Here is a 23,413-nt window from a genome sequence, read left to right on the forward strand (position 1 = left end):
CATTAGGTTTGGATGGTACTGAGCTGTATAGCGTAATTGGTAATATTGCGCCGCGTTCGACTTTAACTTTAGTGATTGAGCGTGCCACAGCGGACGGTAAAGAAGAAATTCTTGAAGTGCCTGTGACCTGTCGTTTAGATACAGAAGAAGAGGTTTCTGTGTATGAAGCGGGCGGGGTATTACAGCGTTTTGCGCAAGACTTTTTAGAAGGTCAGGTGGCTTGAGATTGTAGCTAAAAGCAATTGATTCTGTTGAGTAAAAGCCCTATCTTGATGATGGGGTTTTTAATTATGCAAATTACTATAAATATAATGATATAATTGTATATGAAAAATAGAGTTAAATATTAAATCGAATTTAGTAAAGTCAATAATATCCTGCTTCTCATAAATAATTTTTTCCAATAATACTTTTTTCCCATAATGTATATTAGGATCAAATTTAGTATTTTTTTTCTTGTCATCTGAATGAAAAACTTTAGAACCTATCGAATACATTAAAACTGATGGATCGTAAAAGTCTTCAATCACTTCGTTTTTAGGTAATTGGAGAATATATAAATTATTAAAGATATGATACCAATCTAATAGCCCAGTTGTGGTCATAGAAGAATGATTTATTTGCTTAAAAGTACTTTTAAATTCAGATCGCGCTGTTGAAATAACAGCTTGCCCATCAGAATCACCATCAACTATAATTAAGCATGGTTTTAAAAAAATATTTTTAGCCTTATAAAACTGTTTATAGTTTTGAAGAAATATTTTAAGCAATCCTGTACCACCTCCATAACCTGTTATTTTAGAAAAACGCTTAGTTCCCTCTAGAGAAGAGAATTTAAGGAAATGTAATGAATTTTTATACAGTTTATGGCAAGCTAATTTGAAATGTAATGGATCTGTATAGCCCTCTCCGATTATTAGCATTCTTTGTGGATAAACAAAGTAATGGTGGAAAAGAAACTTAGCATAGAGCTTTTCAAGACTATTTAATTCATTAAATTTTCTCGTACTATTTTGAAATTTAATATCTTGCTTATTTTTTATTTGGTAGATATGACTTAAAATCCCATTTAATGCTTCTCGGCTTATTTTTTGTTTGTCCATGTGAACTTTAGATTTAAAGAATTCACCTTCAGAACAGAATTTTTGAACCATTGACCTTGTATAGCGGTAATATGTTTTATCAATGTTAACTTTTTTATTAACTATTAATCCCGTTACTTCTTGTTTGTTATATTTATTAGTTACTCTAGTCTTTGTTGGATTAATTGTAAATCTACTACTATTGATGGTGTGATTTAAAATAGAACCTACAACCCATTTTTCATTATTAAGTTTGACAATATCATCAGAGAATTGCGGTAAATTGGTTGATAGTGTCAAATCATCAACATATCTTGTATAAGTAAATTTGTATTCTTTTGCTAATTTTACCATTTTAACATCAAGGATATTACCAATTAAATTACTAATTATTGGTGAACAAGGACTACCTTGAGGTAAAAAACCTTCTTGTGAAGTAGATGTCCGGTATGTAGCGATCTGAGCAATTAAAATAGCGACATCTAGAGGCAAAAGAAAGAATTTATTTTTTGTAAAGAATCCAACGATCCTAGAGAAAGTAATATTTTCAAAAAAGTCTTTTAGATCAATATTTAGTACCAGCCTTTTGCCTATGTGTTTTTCAGCATTGCTATATATACCAAAATTAACTTTTTTAGATCCAATAGGTGTTCTATTTTGTTTTGATGTTGGAATGTTTATTGTGATATTTCTTCTGAAACCATGTGAGCTAGTACAATTTATATATGAAGACGATGATAATCTTTTTACTTCTAATTCCTCGTAGCAATTGCTTAAAAGATTAGCTAACCGAGTTTGTAATATTTTAAGTTCAGAGGTAGGTGCAAGAATTTGTCTTTTATTACCATTTTTTTTAGGAATTTCAAAGCTTATATATCTTGTGGTAATATTTTGACTAAATAAGATACGAGAGAAATTTTTTTCAGAATAGCCCAATAAAGCAGCAAAATCTTTTTGTGTTTGACAAGTTTTGAGCTGATTTAAAAAATTCAAAAGGTACCCCTTGGGAACTCATATGGTCATCGCACAAGAGTATACTTAGCGGCGTAACCAATACATATCGGCAAATTTGACAATAAGCCATTAACATTTTCAAAACAGATTGCGATACGCAATCTAAAAATCTTCCCAAGGGGCACTATAATATAACTTTAATTTTCATCTGAAACAACTTATAAAATAATTTAGAATATTAACAATGATTACTTGCATCTATTTACTTGGAAATAATTATTTAGTTAGAGTCTTGTATTAATGAAAAAATAATTTTCTTATTAAATGGTGATTTTTTAGGCGAGTTATATTTGTATTACCTTAAAATGATTATAGAAAATAAGTTGGGAAAAGAAGGTGTAAAATTAAAAAATTTGAGATTTTCCTAAGAAGCACTTTTATCTTTTCCGCCATCATCACTCGTCGGAAAGGTCAATAAATAATCAAAACTATCACGCTATAGTATATGAACCATTTCTAAAATCTATGGAGAACAAAGATGGTTACTGCTGGCGAAAAACCTGGAACTGGCTTCTATTTTTGTGTTCAATGCGGACACCGCACCTATTTAGAAATTGGTACTGATCGTCTACCTCCGTGTACCAAATGCCTTGGCAATCAATTCAACAGTAAGAATGCCTAAGCCGCAAACACCAAACAGTTACCCACTGTTTTGATGAAAGCCCTGTCACTCGATAGGGCTTTTTTGTTACTTTAAAATATGAAATAACAATAAAGACCGTAAACCTTTAAATAAGGAAAACCATATGGAAACAATATTAGGACTCTGTATCGGCGTAGGATTAAGTGCAGCCTGTGGTTTTCGTGTGTTTGTTCCATTATTGGCGATGAGTATTGCAACACTGATGGGATGGTACGAACCCGCACAAGGTTTTGAATGGTTAGCATTGCCCTCAGTGTGTATGGCTTTAGGCTTTGCGACGATCTGTGAAATTGCCGCTTACTATGTGCCGTGGGTGGATAACCTGTTAGATACCATTGCAACACCTGCCGCGGTCATCGCGGGAACATTGACCACAATGGCAGTGAGTAGTGGGGAAATGTCACAGTTTGCCACTTGGGCAGCCGCGTTGATCGTGGGCGGTGGAACGGCAGGAGTGGTGCAAATGAGTACGGTCGCTGCACGAGGCGTTTCAACCGCAACCACTGGCGGACTGGGCAATTTTGTAGTGGCAACAGGTGAGTTGTTTGGTTCAATCCTATTGTCGATTTTGGCATTTGTGATGCCTGTGGTGATTACGGTTTTGGTGATTATTCTTGTGATTGTAGTGGTACATTGGGTACGTGCTAAAAAGCAGGAACAAATGGGTCATTCAACATCATAAAATTGAAAGACAAAAAAATTACGGAAACTTAAACTGTATTTTCGAGTGAAAGTTTCCACGTTTTATCACCACTTCACACGTTTTAATAAAATGTCTTTATACATAATAAAATCGCAAGCAAGGCTAAAAAACGGCTGCTTAAAGGTCGCAGGTTTATTATGTTCATAAAAAAAATGACCCACCCACGCAAAGCCATATCCCACTACAGGCAAAGCCCAAAGTAATTTGGCATTTCCAGTCACAACAGATGCAGCACCGATACCAATCACGCAGCTTGTCCCTACGAAATGCAGACGACGACAAGTCGCATTTTCATGTTGCGAAAGATAAAAAGGATAAAATTCAGCTAGGGTTTTATAACGAACATCAGTGGCTTCCATCTGCTCAGTATTGTTTTTCATCAGTTCTTGAGTATTGTGAGACATACGACTGCTCCATTCGTTTAAGTCGTATTTATTTTGAACGCTCCACCCAAAATGGTCTTGAACGAATATGCTATCTCAACAAAAGGAATCTGATTCAGCGAAGCAGAGCAAAAATTTGGTCTATGCTTGGGATGGTGTGATTATTTATGTGACTCAAGAACATTTGAATAAAGCACATGCGCATTTTCCAGCATTGCTACAAATTAGCTGTGGTACACCATTTGCGATCTCAGTGGATGAGCAGCCCCGCAGTTACCATGAGGTTGTGGTGATGGCATCTAATCTGCCGCACAGTACCGATTCAGAAAATCAGCCTTATATTGCGATTTTGATTGATCCTGATCATGCACTGTATGCCTATCTACATCCATTATTGAATGGGAATGCATTTTGTTGCTTAGCCGCATCCGCACTTGGGTTATTTCAACAACGCTTTCAGCAACTCATGTTAGGGCAGCTCAGCCTAGAGCAAGTAAAACAATTGGTCTTGGATATTTTAGTCATTTTAAATCCCAAACCTCTTGCTAGTTTACCGTGGGATCAACGCATCTTGCACGCTTGTGACTACATCAAGCAGTGTGTGCCACAACATATTCCAACCATTGCAGAAGTTGCAACGCAGGTCGGATTGTCTGAGTCACGATTGATGCATTTATTTAGTGAGCAATTGGGTTTGTCGATGCGGCAATATATTTTGTGGCTTCGTATCCGCTATGCAATCAAGTTGTGGATGCAAGGTAAAAGTTTGATCGAAATTGCAATGGAGTCAGGCTTTTCTGATCAAGCTCATTTCACCCGAACATTACGCCGTATGGTGGATTTTGCACCGTCTATGCTGAAAGCCAATACCATTTTTATCAGCGATTTTTCTGCTTCAAAATAAGTTTAATACCTTATAAATACGCGGGTTACTCCAACTAATACTCGAAAAATAATGAGGAAACGAGTAAATTACACTCACATTTTGATCGTGCGTTAGCGTTTATGGCTTTTACTTGGATTCTATTCACTATCATGGCTGCATTTATGCAGGCTTGGCGTAACGCATTTCAAAAACAACTCAGCACTTCAGTGGATGCTTACGGCACAACGCTGGCGCGCTTTCTATTTTCACCGCTTTTTGCCTTTAGTTATCTGGCTTTCCTGTATATGCAAAAACCTGTCACGGCAGCGGTTCATTTCTCAGATAAGTTTTGGTTTTACATTGTCATTGCTGGTGTGAGTCAGATCTTTGCGACTGCTTTGATGGTGATGCTATTTCAACAAAAAAACTATGCCATTGGTGTTGGACTTGCCAAAAGTGAAGCAATTTTAGCGGCAATCGTTGGAGTAATCTTTTTACAGGAACATCTCACGACATGGGGCTGGGTAGGGGTTCTGATCGGTGCGGTTGCAGTCTTTCTATTAAGTAAAGGTCGTCAGCATACTGAACTTTCAATGAAAACCTTAATGATCGGTTTGGGTAGTGGTCTATGTTTTGCGATCACTTCATTATTGGTACGTGAAGCCAGTTTAGAGCTGACCATGTTGCCATTTCTGCATCGTGCAGCGTGGGTATTATGCTGTTTAATCAGTTTTCAATGCATCATCATGTTGTTGTATTTGGGAATTTTCAGCCGTGAAACACTTTATCGAATGTGGCATCGCCTCGGCTTGGTTTTTAAAGTCAGTGTATGCAGCTTTCTCGCGTCGGTGGGGTGGTTCAGCGCGATGAGTATGCAGACGGTTGCGATTGTGAAAACGCTTGGTCAGGTCGAAATTTTATTTAGCCTATTAATTTCAGCCTTCTTCTTTAAAGAAAAATTGGCGAAAACAGATCATTTGGGTTTGTGGTTGGTGATTGTGGCTGCGATTATGGTGATTTGGGCATAGTTGAATGATGCGGAAACAAGAGTTGAAAATATTTATTGGACAGGAAAGATTGCTTTAGCATATTCAGGGCAATACGAATTTGAGCATGATTTTTCAGTTTATCTCGAAAATGTAGCTTTTTCTCAGCTGATTTATGATTAAAATTTCGATTAAATATGCTTTGATTAGAATTTTTATATGATTAATTTGTGAAGTATGGGAAAAAATTCTGATTCTTAATGTTGATATGCAAAATTATTTTATTATTGGCTAAAAATGCCATTTTTTAGGAAAACAATCCCATCCGCTTCCCCCTAAACTATATCGCAAGGGTGTGAAAGGGATCGAAAAGAGTAGCATGCACCGACGCTTACAAAGCAAGTGTGTACTTACCCAAAAGGTCTCGATTCGGCTTAGGACGCTATAGATCAAAAGTTTATAGGCAAAGGTTATGGCTTACAAAGTCATAGGTGTTGAAGTAAACAACCTCTGTTTTCCCTTGATACCCTAAAAAATTTAATCTCAACAGAATATGACCAATCAGATATAAATAATAAAAACTAGTTCAAGAAAACTAAAATTGAATGTGAAATAAATCGTTAAATCTTCTAATTTTGAATATAAGTCGCTGTTTTTATATTAAAAAACAAAATGATATAATTTTCCTAAAGTTAAAATCAAAAGATGATCATACTGGAATAGGTCAGAAAAATAATGAATGAATTCGATCTAAAAATACGTTATCCGCACCAAACAGGTCGTAATGATGCTGATCATTTAGGTGCATTTGACACTGAAACAATTCTGAAAAGGTTTGATGCAATTGCTTGGCGACAGCAGTTAGTCCGTCAGCTGCAATTAGATGGTGCGAGTACCAGTTTTATCGTTACAGATGAACGTTCAGGGCAAACCATTCGAATTATCTTGGATGCTTTTGCTAAAACGCAGCATTTAGAATTTAAACTGGAAAGTAATATTCCTGTTTTAATTGCAAAAAAGGATGTTTTTGGACTGCTGACACGGAAAACAAAAGACAGTATTTCGTTTAAACATTTAACGCAAAGTCGTGCGAAAGAATATCTGCTTGCATTTATGAATGGTGAAATAGCGGAATTAGAAGCGCTATATCGTGAAAATTTAAGCAAGCCAATGAAGTCGGCTTCTTAAGGGATAAATAACAAATCATGAAACCAGATGAATAAATGAGATCAAAGATCCTTTATTCATCACATCTGCTAAAAATAAAAAATCATTGTAGCCGCATGGTTTGGTTGTTCTATCGAGCGCGATGGTTAAATTTCCTAGATAAGCCGCTATAATCATTTGGCTTTTTTGAATCTGTTTTATGTCCCATGCCGTTAAATGACAATTTTATCTATATGCCACCGCAAGAACCTTTAGAGATCTTGTATGAAGATGATGATTTAGTGGTGGTTAATAAGCCCGCAGGTTTATTGTCGGTGATGGGGCGATTGCCAGAGCATCAGGACAGTGCTTATTTACGCATTTTGGAAAAATATCCAGCTGCCAAAGTGACGCACCGTTTAGATATGGCGACCTCTGGTTTGTTGATGTTCGCCAAGCATCGAGAAGCCGAAGTCGCGGTCAGTAAAATGTTCCAAGCGCGTACAGTCAAAAAATACTATGTTGCACTGGTTCAGGGACAAATTCAGGCGGAAGGGAGTGTAGAAGTCCCATTGATCACGGATTGGGAAAATCGTCCACGTCAGATGGTGCATTTTGAGTTAGGGAAATCTGCCAAAACTTTATTTCAGTTGATGGATTATGATGCCGCAACGGATCAAAGTCGGGTGCGTTTAGAGCCTGTGACAGGTCGCTCGCATCAGCTCCGCGTGCATATGATGTATATTGGTCATTCGATTATGGGCGATAAACTTTATCATCCCGAACCTACCAAATTTCATTTAAAACGGATGGCATTACATGCGGCTTATCTCGCATTTCAACACCCCTTGAACATGCAGGCAATAGAAATCCGCTCTGATGTGCCATTTTAGTATTAAGAAGAAATGGAAAATCTATGCAGGCAATTCAGCAAACGCATTGGACAAATTTAACTGTTGAACAACAAGCGCAATTAAAAGCACTCTTATTAGAAGCTGATCCCAGTTGGGAGCACATCTCAACATATCTTTTTGATGCGAAGATTTTTGTCGTTTGTACTGTCGAAAATGAATGTATTGCGCAGCTATGTTTGCTCGAAAATCATGATCAAGCTGAGATTAAAAACTTAACAGTAGCGGATTCTTTTCAGGGGCAAGGAATTGCTAAGGCGCTCATTCAACATGCGATTGTATATGCGAAGCAACGATCAACAGTATCTATTATCGTTAAAACAGGCAATTCCAGCTTAGATCAGTTGGCACTCTATCAAAAATGTGGTTTCCGAATGTCGCACATTGAGGTCGATGTTTTTAAAGATTATCCAGAGGCAATCTATGAACATGGTATTCGTTGTCTAGATCAAGTGGTACTGATGATCCAACTCAGTCAAGCTGAGTGATTCTATAAGGCGATTTTGATTATTTTTTAACTACAATAATGATATCGACAGGTCTAAAAACTGACATAAAAATAGGTTAATCTATAGCCAAACAATCAAATCCAAAACATAACAAAGGATACTCATATGACACGCGACTATGATCAATTCCCTGATAACGATAATGGCAATGTACTCTGGCAAATGGTTGAAGATGGCAATGACCTGAGCGAACCGCATGAAGTTGAGTTTTCGGTTGTCTTTGCAAAACAAGAACAAGCGGAAAAGTGTGCATTGCACCTATTACACCAAGAGCAAAAAATCTCCTTGTATCAAGAGGAGCTTCATTCAGATGGTTCTGATTTATGGGTACTGAATATCCATGTCAACATGATCCTAGAATATGAAGATATTGAAGATCTAGAAGAATGGATGACCCGTATCGCTCAAGAGTTTGGCGGTGAATACGATGGCTGGGGTTGTATGAGCTATATCTATGATGAAGAAGATGAATAGCAGCAGCCTGAATGATTAAAATATCAGTTCGCTCGTCATCATTTGGAGATTCTTAATTTAAGAATCTCCTCTAAGCTTTTATTTCAATAACAGGATCATTCGTCCTCAAGCACTTTAAATCACTTATACACCCATATCGAGATATAAGCTTTCTTTCACTTCTTCCATCACCACATAACTATGTGATGAGGCTGAAGCGGGTAGTTTCTTTAATAAATCACCTAACAGTCGGCGATAGGCACTCATTTCTTTGAGTCTTGCTTTGACAAGATAGTCAAATTCACCCGAAATCAAATGGCATTCCAACACTTCTGGAATATCGACCAAATCTCGAGCCACTTGATCAAACACATCACCAGATTTTGCAGAAAGTTTGATCTCAAGAAACACAAGTAGATTACGATCGACCAGTTCTGGGTTCAGACGAGCGTAATAGCCCATGATGATCCCTTCTCGTTCTAAGCGTTTAACACGTTCTGAACAAGGTGTGGTCGATAAGTTGACACGAGAAGCCAGTTCACTAATCGCGATCCGTCCTTCGCGTTGCAGAATATCTAAAATCAGGCGATCAATACGGTCTAATTTACGCATAGATTATTCCCTTTTATTTTAATTTTTGCATGACAAAAAATATGAATTACCTAGATTATAAGCATAAAAACAGTCAAATAAACTATTGATCCAAAAATATACTAGTTAAATAAACTAGTGTGTGCGTGAGGGATCTGTTATGCGCGTAATCGTTTTAGGAAGTGGTGTCATTGGTGTAGCAAGTGCTTACTACCTAGCGCAACAAGGTGCTCAAGTGACTGTACTTGACCGTCAATCTGGCCCTGCCAAAGAAACTAGCTTTGGTAATGCAGGACAAATCTCCCCAGGATATTCAACGCCATGGGCTGCTCCCGGCATTCCATTTAAAGCTGTTAAATGGATGTTCCAACATCACGCACCGTTGGCAATTAATATTGATGGCAGTATGTGGCAGCTTCAGTGGATGGCACAGATGCTGAAAAACTGTAACCCACAAAGTTATGCGGTGAATAAAGAGCGCATGATGCGTGTGGCGGAATACAGTCGTGATTGTTTACGTGATTTAAGAGAACAAACAGGTATTAACTACGAAAATCGTTCTAAAGGAACGCTACAGATTTTCCGTAATGAAGCCCAACTTGAAGCTGTACAGCGCGACATTCAAGTACTCAAAGAGTGTGGCGTTGATTTTGATTTATTAAATGCACAACAACTCGGGTCAGTCGAGCCTGCATTGGCACATAACGATCACTTAGTAGGTGGTTTACATTTGCCGAATGACGAAACAGGCGACTGCTTTCTGTTTACCAATGCATTGGCAAAACTAGCGCAAGATCTAGGTGTTGAGTTCAAATTTGATCAAAACGTTGAAAAGCTGATCGTTGAAGGTGATGAGATCAAAGGCGTTATGGTCGATGGAGCAGTTTTAACCGCTGATCGTTTTGTTTTGGCATTTGGTAGTTACTCACGCGATTTCTTAAAACCGTTAGAGTTAAATCTGCCAGTTTATCCAGTCAAAGGTTATTCACTCACGATTCCAATTGTTGAGCCGAAATTTGCACCACAATCTACGGTGCTTGATGAAACTTATAAGGTTGCGATTACTCGTTTTGATCAGCGGATTCGTGTGGGTGGTATGGCTGAATTAAGTGGTTTTAATTTAGGTCTCAACCAAGATCGCCGTGCAACATTGGAAATGGTGACGCAAGATTTATTCCCAGGCGGTGACTTGAAACAAGCATCTTTCTGGACAGGTCTTCGTCCAATGACCCCTGACAGCACACCAATCATCGGAGCAACACAATATAAGAATCTATTCCTCAACACAGGACATGGAACTTTGGGTTGGACGATGGCATGTGGTTCAGGAAAACTGATCAGTGACCTTGTGTTAAATCATCGTACCGATATCAGTACAGATGGTTTATCGATTCAGCGTTATTCACACGCGGCATAGTAACGAATTACAAGGAAGTTCATTATGCCTCGTCCAATTACTGCTGTGATTCATCAGCAAGCGTTAACTCAGAATCTAGCTGTTGTTCGGCAGTCTGTGCCGAATAGCAAGGTTTTTGCTGTGGTCAAAGCCAATGCCTATGGGCATGGAATTGAGCGTGTCTATTCGTCATTTAAAAGCGCCGATGGTTTTGCTTTACTCGATATTGAAGAGGGCAAACGCTTACGCGCTCTAGGATGGACAGGCCCAATTTTGCTGCTCGAGGGTATTTTTTCTCCTCAAGACTTGTTTGATTGTGCTCAATATCAGCTTAGTTTTACCATTCACAATGAGCAACAGATCGAATGGTTGCAGCAGCATATCTATCCTGCCCAGTTTGATATTTTTCTCAAAATGAACAGTGGAATGAACCGTTTAGGCTTTAAACCACAGCAGTATCGTAAAGTTTGGCAACACCTAAATAGCCTCCCAAATGTGGGCAAAATCACCCATATGATGCATTTCTCTGATGCAGATGGTGAGCGGTTTGGGCATGTCGGCATTGATTATCAAATCAAAGAGTTTGAAGCTGCAATTCAATATCTTCCGGGTGAAAGATCCGTCAGTAATAGTGCTGCGATCCTAAGATACCAAGATCAACTTCAGTCCAATTATGTACGTGCAGGCATCATGCTGTACGGCAGCTCTCCTGACTTTCCCAAACATAGCATTCAAGATTGGGGGCTTGCGCCGACCATGAGCTTACGCAGTGAGTTAATTGCGGTGCAGCATCTCAATCCGAAAGAAAGCGTGGGTTATGGTTCGAGCTTCGTCGCGGAAAGAGCGATGAAGATTGGCATTGTGGCATGTGGTTATGCCGATGGTTATCAGCGTATTTCACCGACTGGAACGCCTGTATTGGTCAATGGTATTCGGACGCGAACTATTGGTCGTGTCAGCATGGATATGTTGGCAGTCGATTTGACGCCAGTTGAGGATGCTGAAGTCGGCAGTGAAGTGGTGCTTTGGGGTAAATCCCACACAGGAACAATTTTATCCATTGATGATGTAGCAGCGGCTTCGGGCACAGTCGGTTATGAACTGATGTGTGGAGTTACTGCGCGCGTTTCATTTATAAATCAGCAATAAGGAAAGAACAGTGTCTCATTCAGATATCCAAAAGATAAATACCAATGAAGTGATGAGTGCCGTAACGGTATTTAACAAGGTGGTGTATTTATCTGGGCAAGTACCCAAAAATGCAGATCTTGATATAGAAGGTCAAACGCGTGAAGTGCTTGCGACCATTGATACGTTATTGGCATCGGCAAATACAGATAAATCTCGTTTATTGTCAGCACAACTCTTTATCAAAGATTTATCAGATTTCCAAACGGTGAATACGATATGGGTTGATTGGTTAAAAGGTTGTGTCGCTCCCTCGCGCGCGACCATTCAAGCGGATTTAGTCAATCCGAAATGGTTAATTGAAATTGCAGTTGTTGCAGCACAAAAATAAGGCAGTCAGCCTTATTTTTGCTTAAAGAATATTAAAAAAGAAGAAAAGTAACGTATTTGCTATAGCTAAAACTAAGTCAGATACGTATTTTCTTGCAAACAGAATGGATTGGTTATTTTAAAAGACAGCTGGGAATAGCGCATAAATAAGCAGCCAATCCATTTAGGAAGTAGTAAAAGGAACTTTTGTTATGACGGTTATTCATAATCAGTCAGAAGGTGAACAAGCACCTCAAGACTTACAACGGAAATTATCCAATCGCCATTTGCAATTGATTGCGATCGGTGGCGCGATTGGTACAGGTCTCTTTATGGGATCTGGCAAAACCATCTCCCTCGCAGGCCCATCAATCTTGTTTATTTACATGATTATTGGCGGCATGTTTTTCTTTTTAATGCGCGCTCTCGGTGAGTTGTTACTGGCAAATTTACAGTACAAATCTTTTGTAGATATGGCGCATGATTTAATCGGGCCTTGGGCTGGCTATTATTTGGGTTGGACGTATTGGCTCGGTTGGGTGCTGGTTGGTATTGCTGACTTGGCCGCAGTGATTAACTATCTTGGTTTTTGGCTACCAGATGGCACAACCTTTACCCCGATAGGACAGGCGGCGATTAGCGCGGGCTGCGTATTGTTTGTATTGGCCCTCAATTTACTTACAGTCAAATTGTTTGGTGAAGTCGAATTTTGGTTTGCACTGATTAAAATCCTCGCGATTATTGGTTTGATTGCGATTGGTGGCTACATGATTTTCAGTCACTTTACTGCACCACATGGCACAGTGGCATCACTCAGCAATATTTGGTCGCATGGCGGGATGTTCCCGAAAGGTGCTGAAGGCTTCTTGGCAGGTTTCCAAATCGCCGTATTTGCCTTTGTCGGGGTTGAGTTAATTGGAACAACAGCGGCGGAAACCAAAGACCCGCACAAGAACCTTCCAAAAGCGATCAATGCCATTCCGATTCGTATCATTTTATTCTATGTGCTGGCATTGCTTGTGGTGATGGCGGTTACACCGTGGAATAGCATCAGCCCAGATAAAAGTCCATTTGTAGAGTTGTTCATGAATGCAGGTATTGTGACGTCTGCAATCATCATGAACTTGGTGGTGCTTTCATCAGTAATGTCATCAATGAACAGTGGTGTATTCTCTACCAGTCGTATGTTATTTGGCTTATCTAAAGATGGTCAGGCACCGAACGCGTTTGGTCGTTTGTCAAAAAGTGCGGTTCCTGCCAATGGTTTGATTTTCTCGTGTGTATTCATCATGGGTGGCGCAGTACTTCAGTACTTTGTCCCAAATACGATGGAAGCATTTACCTTAGCCAGTTCTTTATGCGTGATTCTATTTATCAGTGTGTGGAGTCTAATTATGGTGTGCTATATCCGCTATCGTAAGTTACGCCCAGAATTACATGCACAATCAAATTTCAAGATGCCGGGCGGCGTGTTCATGTCTTATGTAGTGATTGCATTTTTGCTATTTGCTTTGGTGATTTTGGCACTTGAACCTGACACCTTAAAAGCATTGTATGTTAGTCCATTGTGGGTGGTCATTTTAGCGGTGACCTATCAATTGTTATATAAGCCACGTATGCGCAAACTTCGTGGTGAACTAGCTTAACTAGTTATTGTATATCTCCCATAAAAAGAGCTGACTACGAAAGATCAGCTCTTTTTCTATTTGCCATTTAGTATCTTAATCGACTAATAAATGTTGATATTTATCAGCCTGTTTACGTAAGTAATCCCAAACCAGTTTGATCCGTGGCTCATGCTGTAAATCCACAAAAGTCAGCATCCAAAAGGTATGATTAAAACGGACTTGTTCAGCGAGTACATCATTTAGTTCGGTTTTATCGTGTGCTAAAAACTTGGGCAAAATTGCCAATCCAGCACCTGCGCTGACCGCAATTTGTTGAGCCAAAATACTGCTGCTTCGGAAATTTGCTGTCAGTTTGAGAGGAAGGCGCTCTAAGCAATACAGTTCAGGACTATAGACCAGATCATCAATATAGTTGACGAAGCGATGTTGAGTTAAATCTTCTAAACGTCGAATCGGTGGGTTTTGTGCTAAATAATTTTTACTGCCATATATCTTTAGAGAATAGTCTGACAGCCGCGTAATGATATATGGCCCAGATGTAGGACGGTCAATTGACACCACAATATCGGCTTCACGATGCGACAGCTTAATCATCTTGGGTACAGGGATAAGATCGATGGTGAGCAAAGGATAATGAATCGAAAACTCAGCAAGTAGACGTGCAAGAAATGCTGTACCAAAACCTTCAGGTGTGCCAATTCGCACACGGCCTTGCAAAGGTTGATGCGGTTTTTCGATTTGTAGAAAGGCCTGTTCCATCTGTTCAACTCGTGGAACAAGAGCTAATCCTTCCATCGTTAGTTCATAGCCAGAAGCTTCTCGCTTAAACAACGTCGTGCCTAAAGTCAGCTCCAAAGCCTGAATTCGTCGCGCTACAGTGCTGTGTTCAACACCGATTACCCGTGCTGCATTGGTCAAAGTCTTGGTTCTCGCCAAGACCAAAAAAAATTGTAGATGATCCCAATCCACTTTCATTTTTATTGTATTCCCTGTGCATATTTGCACATCAATCGTGCATGAATTTGCGTTGGTGGTCAAAGCATTCTTTGCTAGTCTCGAACAAACGTTAAAAAAAGAAAATACGACGAATCGCTATTTTCGACAATGTGAACACAATAAAAATAGGCCTATGGAGAGGTTATGAATACAATCCAGAAAATCGAGCTGGAAACAGCAAAGCTACTCATTAATGGACAATTTATCGAGTCTGAAACACAGCAATGGCAAGATATTGTCAATCCTGCAACTCAAGAAGTGATTGGTCGTGTGCCATTTGCTACGGTTCAGGAAGTTGATGCTGCGATTCAAGCCGCACAAGATGCATTTGCGTCTTGGCGTCAAACGCCGATTCAGGCACGTATGCGTATTATGTTGAAGTTACAAGACTTGATCCGCACCAACATGAAAGAAATTGCACGCGTGCTGACCGCTGAACAAGGTAAAACTTTGGCGGATGCAGAAGGCGATATTCAACGTGGCCTAGAAGTGGTTGAGCATGCTTGCTCAGTCGGTACATTACAAATGGGCGAATATACCGAAGGTGTTGCTCGTGGTGTCGACACCTATACTTTGCAGCAACCTTTGGGTGTTTGTGCTGGGATTACCCCATTTAATTTTCCTGCCATGATTCCATTGTGGATGTTCCCAATGGCAATCGTTTGTGGCAATACCTTTGTCCTCAAACCATCTGAGCAAGATCCACTTTCGACCATGATGTTGGTCGAACTGGCGATTCAAGCAGGCGTTCCAGCAGGTGTACTCAATGTAGTACATGGTGGTAAGGAGGTCGTAGATCGCTTATGTACCAATCCGCTGATTAAAGCGATTTCTTTTGTTGGCTCAACCGCAGTTGGAACCCATGTGTATAACCTCGCAGGGCAGCATGGCAAACGCGTGCAGTCGATGATGGGTGCAAAAAATCATGTGGTGGTCATGCCTGATGCCAACAAAGAACAAACGCTAAATGCCTTAGTCGGTGCTGCATTTGGTGCGGCAGGGCAACGTTGTATGGCGCTTTCGGTTGCCGTCATGGTGGGTGAAAGTCAGCAATGGGTACAAGAGCTGGTTGAAAAGGCCAAAACCTTAAAAGTAAATGCAGGTCATGAGCCAAATACAGATATTGGCCCTGTGATTTCAAAACGTGCCAAAGCCCGTGTAATGGATCTGATCAACAGTGGCGTTGAGCAAGGTGCTGAACTTCTGTTAGATGGTCGTGATGTTCAAGTGCTTGGTTATGAGTCAGGTAATTTTGTTGGCGCAACGATTTTTAATGGCGTGACAACTGACATGCGCATTTATAAAGAAGAAATCTTTGGGCCAGTTCTGGCGATTATTTCGGTTGATAGTTTGGACGAGGCAATTGCTTTGATCAATGCCAACCCATTTGGTAATGGTGTTGGACTCTTTACTCAAAGTGGTGCGACAGCACGTACCTTCCAAAACTTAATCGATATTGGTCAAGTGGGGATTAACATTCCAATTCCTGTGCCTGTTCCATTCTTTAGTTTTACCGGTTCAAGAGGCTCAAAACTGGGTGATTTAGGTCCGTATGGCAAGCAAGCAGTACAGTTCTATACGCAAACTAAAACCATTACCAGTCGTTGGTTTGAAGACAGTAATGATGTCGGCAGTGTAAATACCACCATTAGTTTACGTTAAGGGGAATCAGGGATGAATATCGCCTTTATCGGTTTAGGAAATATGGGTGGCAGAATGGCCCATAACTTGCTCAAAGCAGGGCTTACAGTTTATGGTTATGACCTGAGTGAAGTGGCCAATCAACACTTTGCCGAAGCAGGTGGTGTGGTGTGCGACAGTCCACAAGCAGCTGCCAAACAAGCGGATGTAGTGATTACCATGTTACCTGCTGCAAAGCATGTCAAAGAGGTTTATCTCGGAGAACATGGTGTGCTGGAAGCATTGAAAGCAGGTGCTTTATGTATCGACAGCAGCACGATTGATCCTAAAACCATTCAAGATATTGCTGAGATTGCACACAGTAAAAATATCAAGATTTGTGATGCTCCTGTTTCTGGCGGAACAATTGGTGCTCAGGCAGGTACGTTAACGTTCATGGTGGGCGCAGATGAGTCCACCTATCAGGCGGCTAAAGCAGTGCTTGGTCATATGGGTAAAAATGTCATCCACTGTGGCGATGTTGGCGCAGGGCAAATTGCCAAAATCTGCAATAACCTCATTCTCGGTATTTCCATGACTGCTGTGGCTGAGGGCATGGCACTCGGTGTGAAACTTGGCATTGATCCAAAAGCGTTGGCTGGTGTAATCAATACATCAAGTGGGCGTTGTTGGAGTTCAGATGTTTGTAATCCGTGGCCGCATATTAGCGAAAATGCTCCGGCTTCTCGTGGCTATCAAGACGGTTTCGCGACACAACTGATGTTGAAAGATTTAGGTCTTGCTGTTGAAGCCGCAGGTCAGGTCAAACAGCCCATTCTATTAGGCGGTATGGTGCAGCAGCTTTATCAACAAATGTGTATGCGTGGAAATGCACATTTAGATTTTTCGAGCATTATTCACCAATATTTGCCTGAAGAAGCTTAAACAACACAAAGCCATAGGATGGCTTTTCAATCAATAAATGAAACTCTGTCGTAAATAACAACAAATTCAGACTGAGGGAATAGAGATGCTCAATTATAAAGATGTGGCACAAACTTTTGATTTTGAAAGTACGGCTCAAAAAATGCTGTCAGGTTCGTTAGATGCACTCAATGCGTGTTTTGAGTGTTGCGACCGACATGTAGATGGTGAAAAAGTGGCGTTGTATTGGCAAGGCAAAGATGGGCGTAAGGCGCATTATACCTTTCGTCAATTACAACAATGGTCGAGCCAATTTGCTAATTTTTTAAAATCTCAAGGCGTTCAGGCAGGTGATCGTATTTCGGGATTATTGCCGAGAACTCCTGAACTACTGGTCACAATCTTCGCCGCGTGGCGAATTGGTGCCGTATATCAACCGCTGTTTACGGCATTTGGCCCGAAGGCGATCGAACATCGTATTCAGCTTGCACAAAGTAAGTTGGTGGTGACGGATGTGGTCAATCGCAGCAAGCTTGATGAGGTTGAACATTGCCCAGCGATTGTGACGGTTGCTGATGCTGAAGGTGCAGCACTTAATCCAAGTGATTTTAACTTTTGGCATGTATTAAATCAGCAGTCTGATCAATGTGAATTGGTCATGCGTAATATTCAAGATACCTTTTTATTGATGTTTACCTCTGGGACAACTGGGCCAGCCAAACCACTGGAAGTGCCTTTGAAAGCCTTACTTGCTTTTGGTCGATACATGCAAGATGCGATTGGCTTAACTGAAGATGATGCGTTTTGGAATATTGCTGATCCCGGTTGGGCTTATGGTTTGTATTACGCTATTACTGGACCGTTATTCTTAGGGCATGCAACTTTGTTTTACGAAGGTGGCTTTAGCACCGATAGTCTGTGTCAAATCGTCAAGGATTATCAGATTACTAATTTGGCAGGAGCACCAACGGCTTATCGCATGATGATGGCTGCCGATCCTGCACAAATGGCAGCATTAAAAGGACAATTTCGTGTCGTCAGTAGTGCAGGAGAACCGCTCAATCCTGAAGTGATCCGTTGGTTTAGACAGGTACTTGATGCACCGATTTATGACCATTACGGACAAACTGAGGTGGGCATGGTGGTGTGTAACCATCATGGTTTACACCATGAAATCCGTGAGGGTGCGGCAGGATTCCCTAGTCCGGGCTATCGAATTGCAGTTGTCAATGAACAGGGTGAGGAACTCCCGCCTGATACTGCTGGGATTCTAGCAGTGGATATCAGCCAATCGCCGATGATGTGGTTTGGTGGCTATAAAGAAAGTCGCAAATCACCTTTTGTTGGTCATTATTACTTAACAGGTGATACCGCTGAACTGCATAGTGATGGCAGCATGAGTTTTGTTGGGCGTAGTGATGACGTGATTACTACATCAGGTTATCGAATTGGCCCATTCGATGTTGAGAGTGCGTTGTTGGAACACGATGCTGTTATCGAAGCTGCCGTAATTGGCGTGCCTGATCCAGATCGTACCGAGTTGGTGAAAGCCTTTGTGATTTTGGCTACAGGGGTGCAGTCAACTGTCGCACTTGCTGAGGAACTCAGTCAGTTTGTGAAAAAACGCCTTTCTGCGCATGCATATCCGCGTCTGGTTGAGTTTGTAACGGAATTACCCAAAACACCAAGTGGCAAGATTCAACGTTTTTTATTGCGGAATCAGGAAATTGCTAAGCAGCAAGCAAAAGCAGGATAAAGGAAGTAACGATGCAATTTACTGAAGAACAATTGTTAATTCGTGATATGGCGAAAAGCTTCGCTCAAGAACAAATTAAACCGAATGCCAGCGATTGGGATAGAGACGGCACTTTTCCCAAAGCAGCACTAGCGCAAATGGGGCAGCTTGGTTTTATGGGCATGCTTGTTCCAGAGCAATGGGGTGGGTCAGACACGGGTAATTTGGCCTATGTGTTGGCGCTGGAAGAAGTTGCTGCGGCTGATGGTGCGACCTCGACTATTATGAGCGTGCATAACTCAGTGGGATGTGTACCGATTTTAAAATTTGGTAATGATGAGCAAAAGGAACGTTTTTTAAAACCCCTAGCTCAAGGTGAAATGATCGGCGCATTTGCTCTAACTGAACCTCATACAGGTTCGGATGCTGCTGCGATTAAAACGCGTGCGGTTAAAGACGGTGACGATTACGTTCTGAATGGTGCAAAGCAGTTTATTACTTCTGGTCATAATGCAGGGGTGATTATCGTCTTTGCTGTGACTGACCCAAGCGCAGGTAAAAAAGGCATTAGTGCGTTTCTCGTGCCACGTGATACACCCGGATATGAGGTCATTCGTGTCGAAGAAAAATTAGGTCTACATGCTTCAGATACCTGCCAGATTGCATTGACCGACGTATGTGTGCATAAAAGTTTGATGTTAGGCAAAGAGGGCGAGGGTCTGAAAATTGCACTTGCCAATTTAGAAGGCGGTCGTATCGGAATTGCAGCACAGGCAGTGGGTTTGGCGCGTGCAGCCTTAGAAGAAGCAACACACTATGCCAAAGAACGTCTGACATTTGGTAAACCAATTTTTGAGCATCAAGCGATTGCCTTCCGTCTTGCTAGCATGGCAACGGAGATCGAAGCTGCACGACAGTTGGTGCATTATGCTGCGCGTCTCAAAGAAGCAGGTCAACCTTGCCTAAATGAAGCGTCAATGGCGAAACTATTTGCTTCAGAAATGTCAGAACGTGTTTGTTCGAACGCTTTGCAGGTTTTTGGTGGCTATGGCTATCTGAAAGATTTTCCGATTGAACGCATCTACCGTGATGCACGAATTTGTCAGATTTATGAAGGTACTAGCGATATTCAACGTTTAGTGATCGCACGTAGTCTATAAAACTCAAACAAGGATTGAATGATGCAGTGGCAAACTATTTTATTAGAAAAGCGTAATGGCGTTGGGGTGATCACGTTAAATCGACCGAAAGCCTTAAATGCTTTAAACAGTGAATTGATCAGTGAAGTAAATCAAGCACTCGACCAACTGGAAAGAGATGCTGAGATTGGCTGTATGGTGTTGGCTGGTTCTGAAAAAGCATTCGCAGCGGGGGCGGATATTAAGGAAATGGCCGAGCTGAATTTTCCTGATATTTATTTTGATGATTTTTTTCATCTCGCAGATCGAATTGCTCAACGCCGTAAACCGCTGATTGCCGCAGTGAGTGGTTATGCTTTGGGCGGTGGCTGTGAATTGGCATTGATGTGTGACTTTATCTATTGTGCTGAGAATGCCAAATTTGGATTGCCTGAAGTCACTTTGGGCGTGATTCCTGGGATCGGTGGTACGCAACGTTTAACCCATGCGATTGGTAAAGCTAAAGCCATGGAAATGTGTTTGACTGCACGTCAAATGGGTGCTGTGGAAGCAGAGTTAAGTGGTCTGGTTGCGCGTGTATTCAATAAAGAAGATTTACTCGAACAAACGCTACAAGCTGCTGAACAAATTGCGACACGCTCACTCACTGCCAACATGATGTTGAAAGAAACCATTAATCGTGCATTTGAAGTCAATCTTACGGAGGGCTTACGCTTTGAACGACGTATGTTCCATTCTATTTTTGCGACTGCGGATCAAAAAGAAGGTATGCAAGCGTTTGTTGAAAAGCGACAGGCAAACTTTAAAAATCAATAAAGAGAACGAAAAAAATGAATGCAGAACATCTCATCATTGAGCAGCAAGGTGCTCTTGGCATCATCAGCTTAGATCGGGTAACACATTTGAATGCGTTATCTTTAGAAATGATCGAAGGGATTCGTACACAACTCGAACTTTGGCGAAATGATGCTGCTATTCAAGCTGTTTTGATCAAGTCTAATAGTCCAAAAGCTTTCTGTGCAGGTGGAGATATTCGTTATCTCTATGATAGCTATCAAAAAGGCACGGCAGATCACCAAGGTTATTTTAGTGCCGAATATCAAATGCTGACCACAATCCGCGAATATGAAAAACCTGTGGTGGTTTTGCTGGATGGTTATGTCTTGGGTGGCGGATTTGGTTTGGCGCAAGCCTGCCACATTATTGTGAGTAGCGAAAAGTCCCGTTTTGCGATGCCTGAAACAGCAATTGGTTTTTTCCCCGATGTGGGAGCGACTCATTTTCTATCTCGATTAGATGATATTGGCGTTTATATGGCGATTACAGGTGAGCAAATCAGTAGTAGCGATGCGCTTTATTTAGACCTGATCGACTACCATGTACCAAGTGAAAAACTTCAAACCTTACAAGATGCACTGACCGCTGAAGGCAATCTCAATCAACAAAATATCGAACATATTGTCAGTTGCTTTATTACACGCCCTGCCGAGAGTGAGCTAAAACAGTTGTCGGATGCCATTCGTCAACATTTTGGTTTTCAGCATTTGGATGAAATTGAGCAAAGTCTAGCGAATGAACAAGATGAAAAATTGCAGCCGTGGGCAAGTAAAATGTTCAATCTCTTACAACAACGCTCATTTGTCGCAAAACAAACCAGTTTGAAGCTACAACATCTTGGACGCGGATTGTCATTGCAGCAATGTATGCAACTTGAACGTGATTTGCAGGATATTTGGTTCGAACATGGCGATTTCATTGAGGGTGTACGTGCGTTGATTGTGGATAAAGACAAACAGCCGCAATGGAAAAAACAGAACCCTGAACTTGAGCAAATTTTAGAAAAATTGAGCTAATCATCAACCGATTTATTTGAACTTAAAGGAGAGGAAAAGATATGCAAGACGCTTATGGTTCAGTCGAATTGTAAGGATAAAAATTCAGAATAAAAATTTCCAAGAAAGGAAAATGAAGATGCAAACATTACATGGAAACGGTTCAAATTCTAAAAAGTCATCCCATCGATTGGCGGGTATCTCAAGCATGGTCGGAACTACGATTGAGTGGTATGACTTTTTTATCTATGGTGCGGCAGCAGCACTGATTTTTAATAAATTATTCTTCCCAAATCTTGATCCGCTGACAGGCGTTCTTGCCGCATTTGGCACCTATGCTGTGGGTTTTATTGGACGGCCTCTCGGTGGTTTGGTATTTGGTCATTTTGGTGACAAAATCGGTCGTAAATCCATGTTGTTATTAACATTAATGTTGATGGGGATTCCGACGGTATTGATTGGACTGTTACCGACTTATGAGTCGATTGGATATTGGGCTGCAATTTGTCTAGTCGTCTTACGATTTATTCAAGGTATGGCGATGGGTGGTGAATGGGGTGGTGCAGTACTCATGGCCGTTGAACATGCACCCGAAGGTGGTAAAGGTTTCTGGGGCAGTTTACCTCAAGCCAGTACAGGTGGCGGCTTATTACTCGCATCAGTTGCGCTTGGATTAGTCTCATTATTACCCGAACAAGCATTATTTAGTTGGGGTTGGCGTATTCCTTTCCTTGCAAGTATTGTCTTGCTGGCAGTGGGTTGGTATATCCGTGTCAAAGTGCCAGAGTCACCTGATTTTGAGAAAGTAAAACAGCAGGCGGAAGAGGTTAAAATTCCTGCTTTACAAGTGTTTAAACAACATCCGAAGCAATTGATTTCTATCATTCTGGCGCGTGCTGCTGAAAATGCTTGGTTTTATCTTGCTTCAACGTTTACCTTGGCGTACACCACGACTCAGCTTGGTGTTCCAAGACAAGACATTTTATTCGCCACAATGTGCGGTGCTGTGGTGATTTTATTTATGACGCCGTTATGTGGACATTTGTCAGATAAAGTCGGTCAACGCAATATGTTCATGTTTGGATTGTGCGTGTTGGCGCTCTATAGCTATCCATTCTTTAGTATGCTCAATACCAAAGATCCTGTCTTGGTTTGGACGGCGATTGTCTTGGCAATCGGTGTAGTTTTTCCGATTATGTATGCACCCCAAGCACAGTTGTTTGCGCGTCAGTTCCCTGCGGAAATTCGCTATAGCGGAATCTCAATTTCAGTACAGTTGGCGGGAGTTCTTGGCGGTGGGATTGCACCATTGATTGCTACAAAATTATTGAGCATAGGTGGAGGAAATCCTTACCTAATT

General features: G+C 41.0%; 24 protein-coding genes. 20 read left to right on the forward strand and 4 right to left on the reverse strand.

Annotated elements, in window-relative coordinates; translation table 11 throughout:
• Nucleotides 1-224, forward strand: a 224-nt coding sequence (locus B4237_RS10595) for a hypothetical protein (protein WP_286943032.1), incomplete at its 5' end; no start/stop codon positions are given.
• Nucleotides 225-284: 60 nt separating this feature from the next.
• Here B4237_RS10595 and B4237_RS10600 read toward each other — a convergent pair.
• Nucleotides 285-2,075, reverse strand: coding sequence for a retron Ec67 family RNA-directed DNA polymerase/endonuclease (locus tag B4237_RS10600; protein WP_286943035.1), 1,791 nt, complete (start codon nucleotides 2,073-2,075; stop codon nucleotides 285-287).
• 499 nt (nucleotides 2,076-2,574) lie between these two features.
• Here B4237_RS10600 and B4237_RS10605 point away from each other — a divergent pair, with 499 nt between their 5' ends.
• Both B4237_RS10605 and B4237_RS10610 read left to right on the forward strand, forming a co-directional pair.
• The gene (locus B4237_RS10605) at nucleotides 2,575-2,718 is read left to right on the forward strand and encodes a zinc ribbon-containing protein (RefSeq protein ID WP_004637424.1); all 144 of its coding nucleotides are present in this window, start codon (nucleotides 2,575-2,577) and stop codon (nucleotides 2,716-2,718) included.
• A gap of 124 nt (nucleotides 2,719-2,842) precedes the next feature.
• On the forward strand, nucleotides 2,843-3,421 hold the full coding sequence (locus tag B4237_RS10610) for a DUF4126 domain-containing protein (RefSeq protein ID WP_286943039.1): 579 nt from the start codon (nucleotides 2,843-2,845) through the stop codon (nucleotides 3,419-3,421).
• A gap of 65 nt (nucleotides 3,422-3,486) precedes the next feature.
• Here the strand turns inward: B4237_RS10610 and B4237_RS10615 are convergent, their stop codons facing one another.
• A complete protein-coding gene (locus B4237_RS10615) occupies nucleotides 3,487-3,846 on the reverse strand; it encodes a DUF962 domain-containing protein (protein ID WP_286943041.1) in 360 nt (119 codons plus the stop codon).
• A gap of 67 nt (nucleotides 3,847-3,913) precedes the next feature.
• Between B4237_RS10615 and B4237_RS10620 the strand changes: the two genes are divergently transcribed.
• The 6 genes from B4237_RS10620 to B4237_RS10645 all read left to right on the forward strand — a co-directional run bounded on the left by B4237_RS10620 (nucleotide 3,914) and on the right by B4237_RS10645 (nucleotide 8,716).
• The gene (locus B4237_RS10620) at nucleotides 3,914-4,729 is read left to right on the forward strand and encodes a helix-turn-helix transcriptional regulator (protein ID WP_286943042.1); all 816 of its coding nucleotides are present in this window, start codon (nucleotides 3,914-3,916) and stop codon (nucleotides 4,727-4,729) included.
• 101 nt (nucleotides 4,730-4,830) lie between these two features.
• On the forward strand, nucleotides 4,831-5,718 hold the full coding sequence (locus B4237_RS10625) for a DMT family transporter (RefSeq protein ID WP_130133900.1): 888 nt from the start codon (nucleotides 4,831-4,833) through the stop codon (nucleotides 5,716-5,718).
• A 693-nt stretch (nucleotides 5,719-6,411) separates the two neighbouring features.
• Entirely contained in the window at nucleotides 6,412-6,864 is a 453-nt protein-coding gene (locus tag B4237_RS10630; RefSeq protein ID WP_278596736.1) for a hypothetical protein, read from the forward strand.
• A 185-nt stretch (nucleotides 6,865-7,049) separates the two neighbouring features.
• On the forward strand, nucleotides 7,050-7,715 hold the full coding sequence (locus B4237_RS10635) for a pseudouridine synthase (RefSeq protein ID WP_286943043.1): 666 nt from the start codon (nucleotides 7,050-7,052) through the stop codon (nucleotides 7,713-7,715).
• A gap of 23 nt (nucleotides 7,716-7,738) precedes the next feature.
• A complete protein-coding gene (locus B4237_RS10640) occupies nucleotides 7,739-8,221 on the forward strand; it encodes a GNAT family N-acetyltransferase (RefSeq protein WP_286943044.1) in 483 nt (160 codons plus the stop codon).
• Nucleotides 8,222-8,347: 126 nt separating this feature from the next.
• On the forward strand, nucleotides 8,348-8,716 hold the full coding sequence (locus B4237_RS10645) for a ribonuclease E inhibitor RraB (protein ID WP_004882076.1): 369 nt from the start codon (nucleotides 8,348-8,350) through the stop codon (nucleotides 8,714-8,716).
• A gap of 123 nt (nucleotides 8,717-8,839) precedes the next feature.
• On the opposite strand, the gene B4237_RS10650 is transcribed toward B4237_RS10645, so the two are convergent.
• The gene (locus B4237_RS10650; RefSeq protein WP_007478297.1) at nucleotides 8,840-9,307 is read right to left on the reverse strand and encodes an Lrp/AsnC ligand binding domain-containing protein; all 468 of its coding nucleotides are present in this window, start codon (nucleotides 9,305-9,307) and stop codon (nucleotides 8,840-8,842) included.
• A 139-nt stretch (nucleotides 9,308-9,446) separates the two neighbouring features.
• Here B4237_RS10650 and B4237_RS10655 point away from each other — a divergent pair, with 139 nt between their 5' ends.
• The 4 genes from B4237_RS10655 to B4237_RS10670 all read left to right on the forward strand — a co-directional run bounded on the left by B4237_RS10655 (nucleotide 9,447) and on the right by B4237_RS10670 (nucleotide 13,825).
• Nucleotides 9,447-10,703, forward strand: a complete 1,257-nt coding sequence (locus B4237_RS10655; protein ID WP_061393513.1) for a D-amino acid dehydrogenase — start codon at nucleotides 9,447-9,449, stop codon at nucleotides 10,701-10,703.
• 24 nt (nucleotides 10,704-10,727) lie between these two features.
• Nucleotides 10,728-11,831 (forward strand): alanine racemase, encoded by a 1,104-nt coding sequence (gene alr / locus B4237_RS10660; protein WP_023012612.1) that lies wholly within the window; start codon nucleotides 10,728-10,730, stop codon nucleotides 11,829-11,831.
• A gap of 10 nt (nucleotides 11,832-11,841) precedes the next feature.
• Nucleotides 11,842-12,201, forward strand: coding sequence for a RidA family protein (locus B4237_RS10665; RefSeq protein ID WP_007478302.1), 360 nt, complete (start codon nucleotides 11,842-11,844; stop codon nucleotides 12,199-12,201).
• Between the two features lie 190 nt (nucleotides 12,202-12,391).
• Nucleotides 12,392-13,825 (forward strand): amino acid permease, encoded by a 1,434-nt coding sequence (locus B4237_RS10670; RefSeq protein ID WP_004882066.1) that lies wholly within the window; start codon nucleotides 12,392-12,394, stop codon nucleotides 13,823-13,825.
• A gap of 75 nt (nucleotides 13,826-13,900) precedes the next feature.
• On the opposite strand, the gene B4237_RS10675 is transcribed toward B4237_RS10670, so the two are convergent.
• Nucleotides 13,901-14,782: a LysR family transcriptional regulator gene (locus B4237_RS10675; protein ID WP_004882065.1), complete on the reverse strand. Its 882-nt coding sequence runs from the start codon at nucleotides 14,780-14,782 to the stop codon at nucleotides 13,901-13,903.
• 165 nt (nucleotides 14,783-14,947) lie between these two features.
• On the opposite strand from B4237_RS10675, the gene B4237_RS10680 reads away from it, so the two are divergent.
• From B4237_RS10680 to B4237_RS10710, 7 genes are all read left to right on the forward strand, one after another.
• Complete coding sequence (locus tag B4237_RS10680) at nucleotides 14,948-16,465, forward strand: CoA-acylating methylmalonate-semialdehyde dehydrogenase (protein WP_286943046.1); 1,518 nt, start codon at nucleotides 14,948-14,950, stop codon at nucleotides 16,463-16,465.
• A 12-nt stretch (nucleotides 16,466-16,477) separates the two neighbouring features.
• The gene (gene mmsB, locus B4237_RS10685; protein WP_278396621.1) at nucleotides 16,478-17,368 is read left to right on the forward strand and encodes a 3-hydroxyisobutyrate dehydrogenase; all 891 of its coding nucleotides are present in this window, start codon (nucleotides 16,478-16,480) and stop codon (nucleotides 17,366-17,368) included.
• Between the two features lie 85 nt (nucleotides 17,369-17,453).
• Nucleotides 17,454-19,103 (forward strand): AMP-binding protein, encoded by a 1,650-nt coding sequence (locus B4237_RS10690; RefSeq protein WP_286943049.1) that lies wholly within the window; start codon nucleotides 17,454-17,456, stop codon nucleotides 19,101-19,103.
• Nucleotides 19,104-19,114: 11 nt separating this feature from the next.
• Nucleotides 19,115-20,242: an acyl-CoA dehydrogenase family protein gene (locus B4237_RS10695; protein WP_286943050.1), complete on the forward strand. Its 1,128-nt coding sequence runs from the start codon at nucleotides 19,115-19,117 to the stop codon at nucleotides 20,240-20,242.
• Nucleotides 20,243-20,263: 21 nt separating this feature from the next.
• Nucleotides 20,264-21,037, forward strand: coding sequence for an enoyl-CoA hydratase (locus B4237_RS10700; RefSeq protein WP_286943054.1), 774 nt, complete (start codon nucleotides 20,264-20,266; stop codon nucleotides 21,035-21,037).
• Between the two features lie 14 nt (nucleotides 21,038-21,051).
• A complete protein-coding gene (locus B4237_RS10705; protein ID WP_286943052.1) occupies nucleotides 21,052-22,074 on the forward strand; it encodes an enoyl-CoA hydratase/isomerase family protein in 1,023 nt (340 codons plus the stop codon).
• Nucleotides 22,075-22,192: 118 nt separating this feature from the next.
• The coding region (locus B4237_RS10710) for an MFS transporter (protein ID WP_286943053.1) at nucleotides 22,193-23,413 on the forward strand (1,221 nt) is incomplete at its 3' end.

It is taken from the genome of Acinetobacter sp. UBA6526, from assembly GCF_002434875.1.
GTDB classification, from domain to species: domain Bacteria; phylum Pseudomonadota; class Gammaproteobacteria; order Pseudomonadales; family Moraxellaceae; genus Acinetobacter; species Acinetobacter venetianus.

Bases quoted from the DNA above. Each gene is read 5' to 3' on its own strand.
- alr (WP_023012612.1), top strand. From the start codon at position 10,728: ATGCCTCGTCCAATTACTGCTGTGATTCATCAGCAAGCGTTAACTCAG.
- B4237_RS10670 (WP_004882066.1), top strand. From the start codon at position 12,392: ATGACGGTTATTCATAATCAGTCAGAAGGTGAACAAGCACCTCAAGAC.
- B4237_RS10615 (WP_286943041.1), bottom strand. From the start codon at position 3,846: ATGTCTCACAATACTCAAGAACTGATGAAAAACAATACTGAGCAGATG.
- B4237_RS10645 (WP_004882076.1), top strand. From the start codon at position 8,348: ATGACACGCGACTATGATCAATTCCCTGATAACGATAATGGCAATGTA.
- B4237_RS10690 (WP_286943049.1), top strand. From the start codon at position 17,454: ATGCTCAATTATAAAGATGTGGCACAAACTTTTGATTTTGAAAGTACG.
- B4237_RS10625 (WP_130133900.1), top strand. From the start codon at position 4,831: ATGGCTTTTACTTGGATTCTATTCACTATCATGGCTGCATTTATGCAG.
- B4237_RS10695 (WP_286943050.1), top strand. From the start codon at position 19,115: ATGCAATTTACTGAAGAACAATTGTTAATTCGTGATATGGCGAAAAGC.
- B4237_RS10630 (WP_278596736.1), top strand. From the start codon at position 6,412: ATGAATGAATTCGATCTAAAAATACGTTATCCGCACCAAACAGGTCGT.
- mmsB (WP_278396621.1), top strand. From the start codon at position 16,478: ATGAATATCGCCTTTATCGGTTTAGGAAATATGGGTGGCAGAATGGCC.
- B4237_RS10700 (WP_286943054.1), top strand. From the start codon at position 20,264: ATGCAGTGGCAAACTATTTTATTAGAAAAGCGTAATGGCGTTGGGGTG.
- B4237_RS10640 (WP_286943044.1), top strand. From the start codon at position 7,739: ATGCAGGCAATTCAGCAAACGCATTGGACAAATTTAACTGTTGAACAA.
- B4237_RS10620 (WP_286943042.1), top strand. From the start codon at position 3,914: ATGCTATCTCAACAAAAGGAATCTGATTCAGCGAAGCAGAGCAAAAAT.
- B4237_RS10705 (WP_286943052.1), top strand. From the start codon at position 21,052: ATGAATGCAGAACATCTCATCATTGAGCAGCAAGGTGCTCTTGGCATC.
- B4237_RS10635 (WP_286943043.1), top strand. From the start codon at position 7,050: ATGCCGTTAAATGACAATTTTATCTATATGCCACCGCAAGAACCTTTA.
- B4237_RS10655 (WP_061393513.1), top strand. From the start codon at position 9,447: ATGCGCGTAATCGTTTTAGGAAGTGGTGTCATTGGTGTAGCAAGTGCT.
- B4237_RS10610 (WP_286943039.1), top strand. From the start codon at position 2,843: ATGGAAACAATATTAGGACTCTGTATCGGCGTAGGATTAAGTGCAGCC.
- B4237_RS10680 (WP_286943046.1), top strand. From the start codon at position 14,948: ATGAATACAATCCAGAAAATCGAGCTGGAAACAGCAAAGCTACTCATT.
- B4237_RS10675 (WP_004882065.1), bottom strand. From the start codon at position 14,782: ATGAAAGTGGATTGGGATCATCTACAATTTTTTTTGGTCTTGGCGAGA.
- B4237_RS10650 (WP_007478297.1), bottom strand. From the start codon at position 9,307: ATGCGTAAATTAGACCGTATTGATCGCCTGATTTTAGATATTCTGCAA.
- B4237_RS10605 (WP_004637424.1), top strand. From the start codon at position 2,575: ATGGTTACTGCTGGCGAAAAACCTGGAACTGGCTTCTATTTTTGTGTT.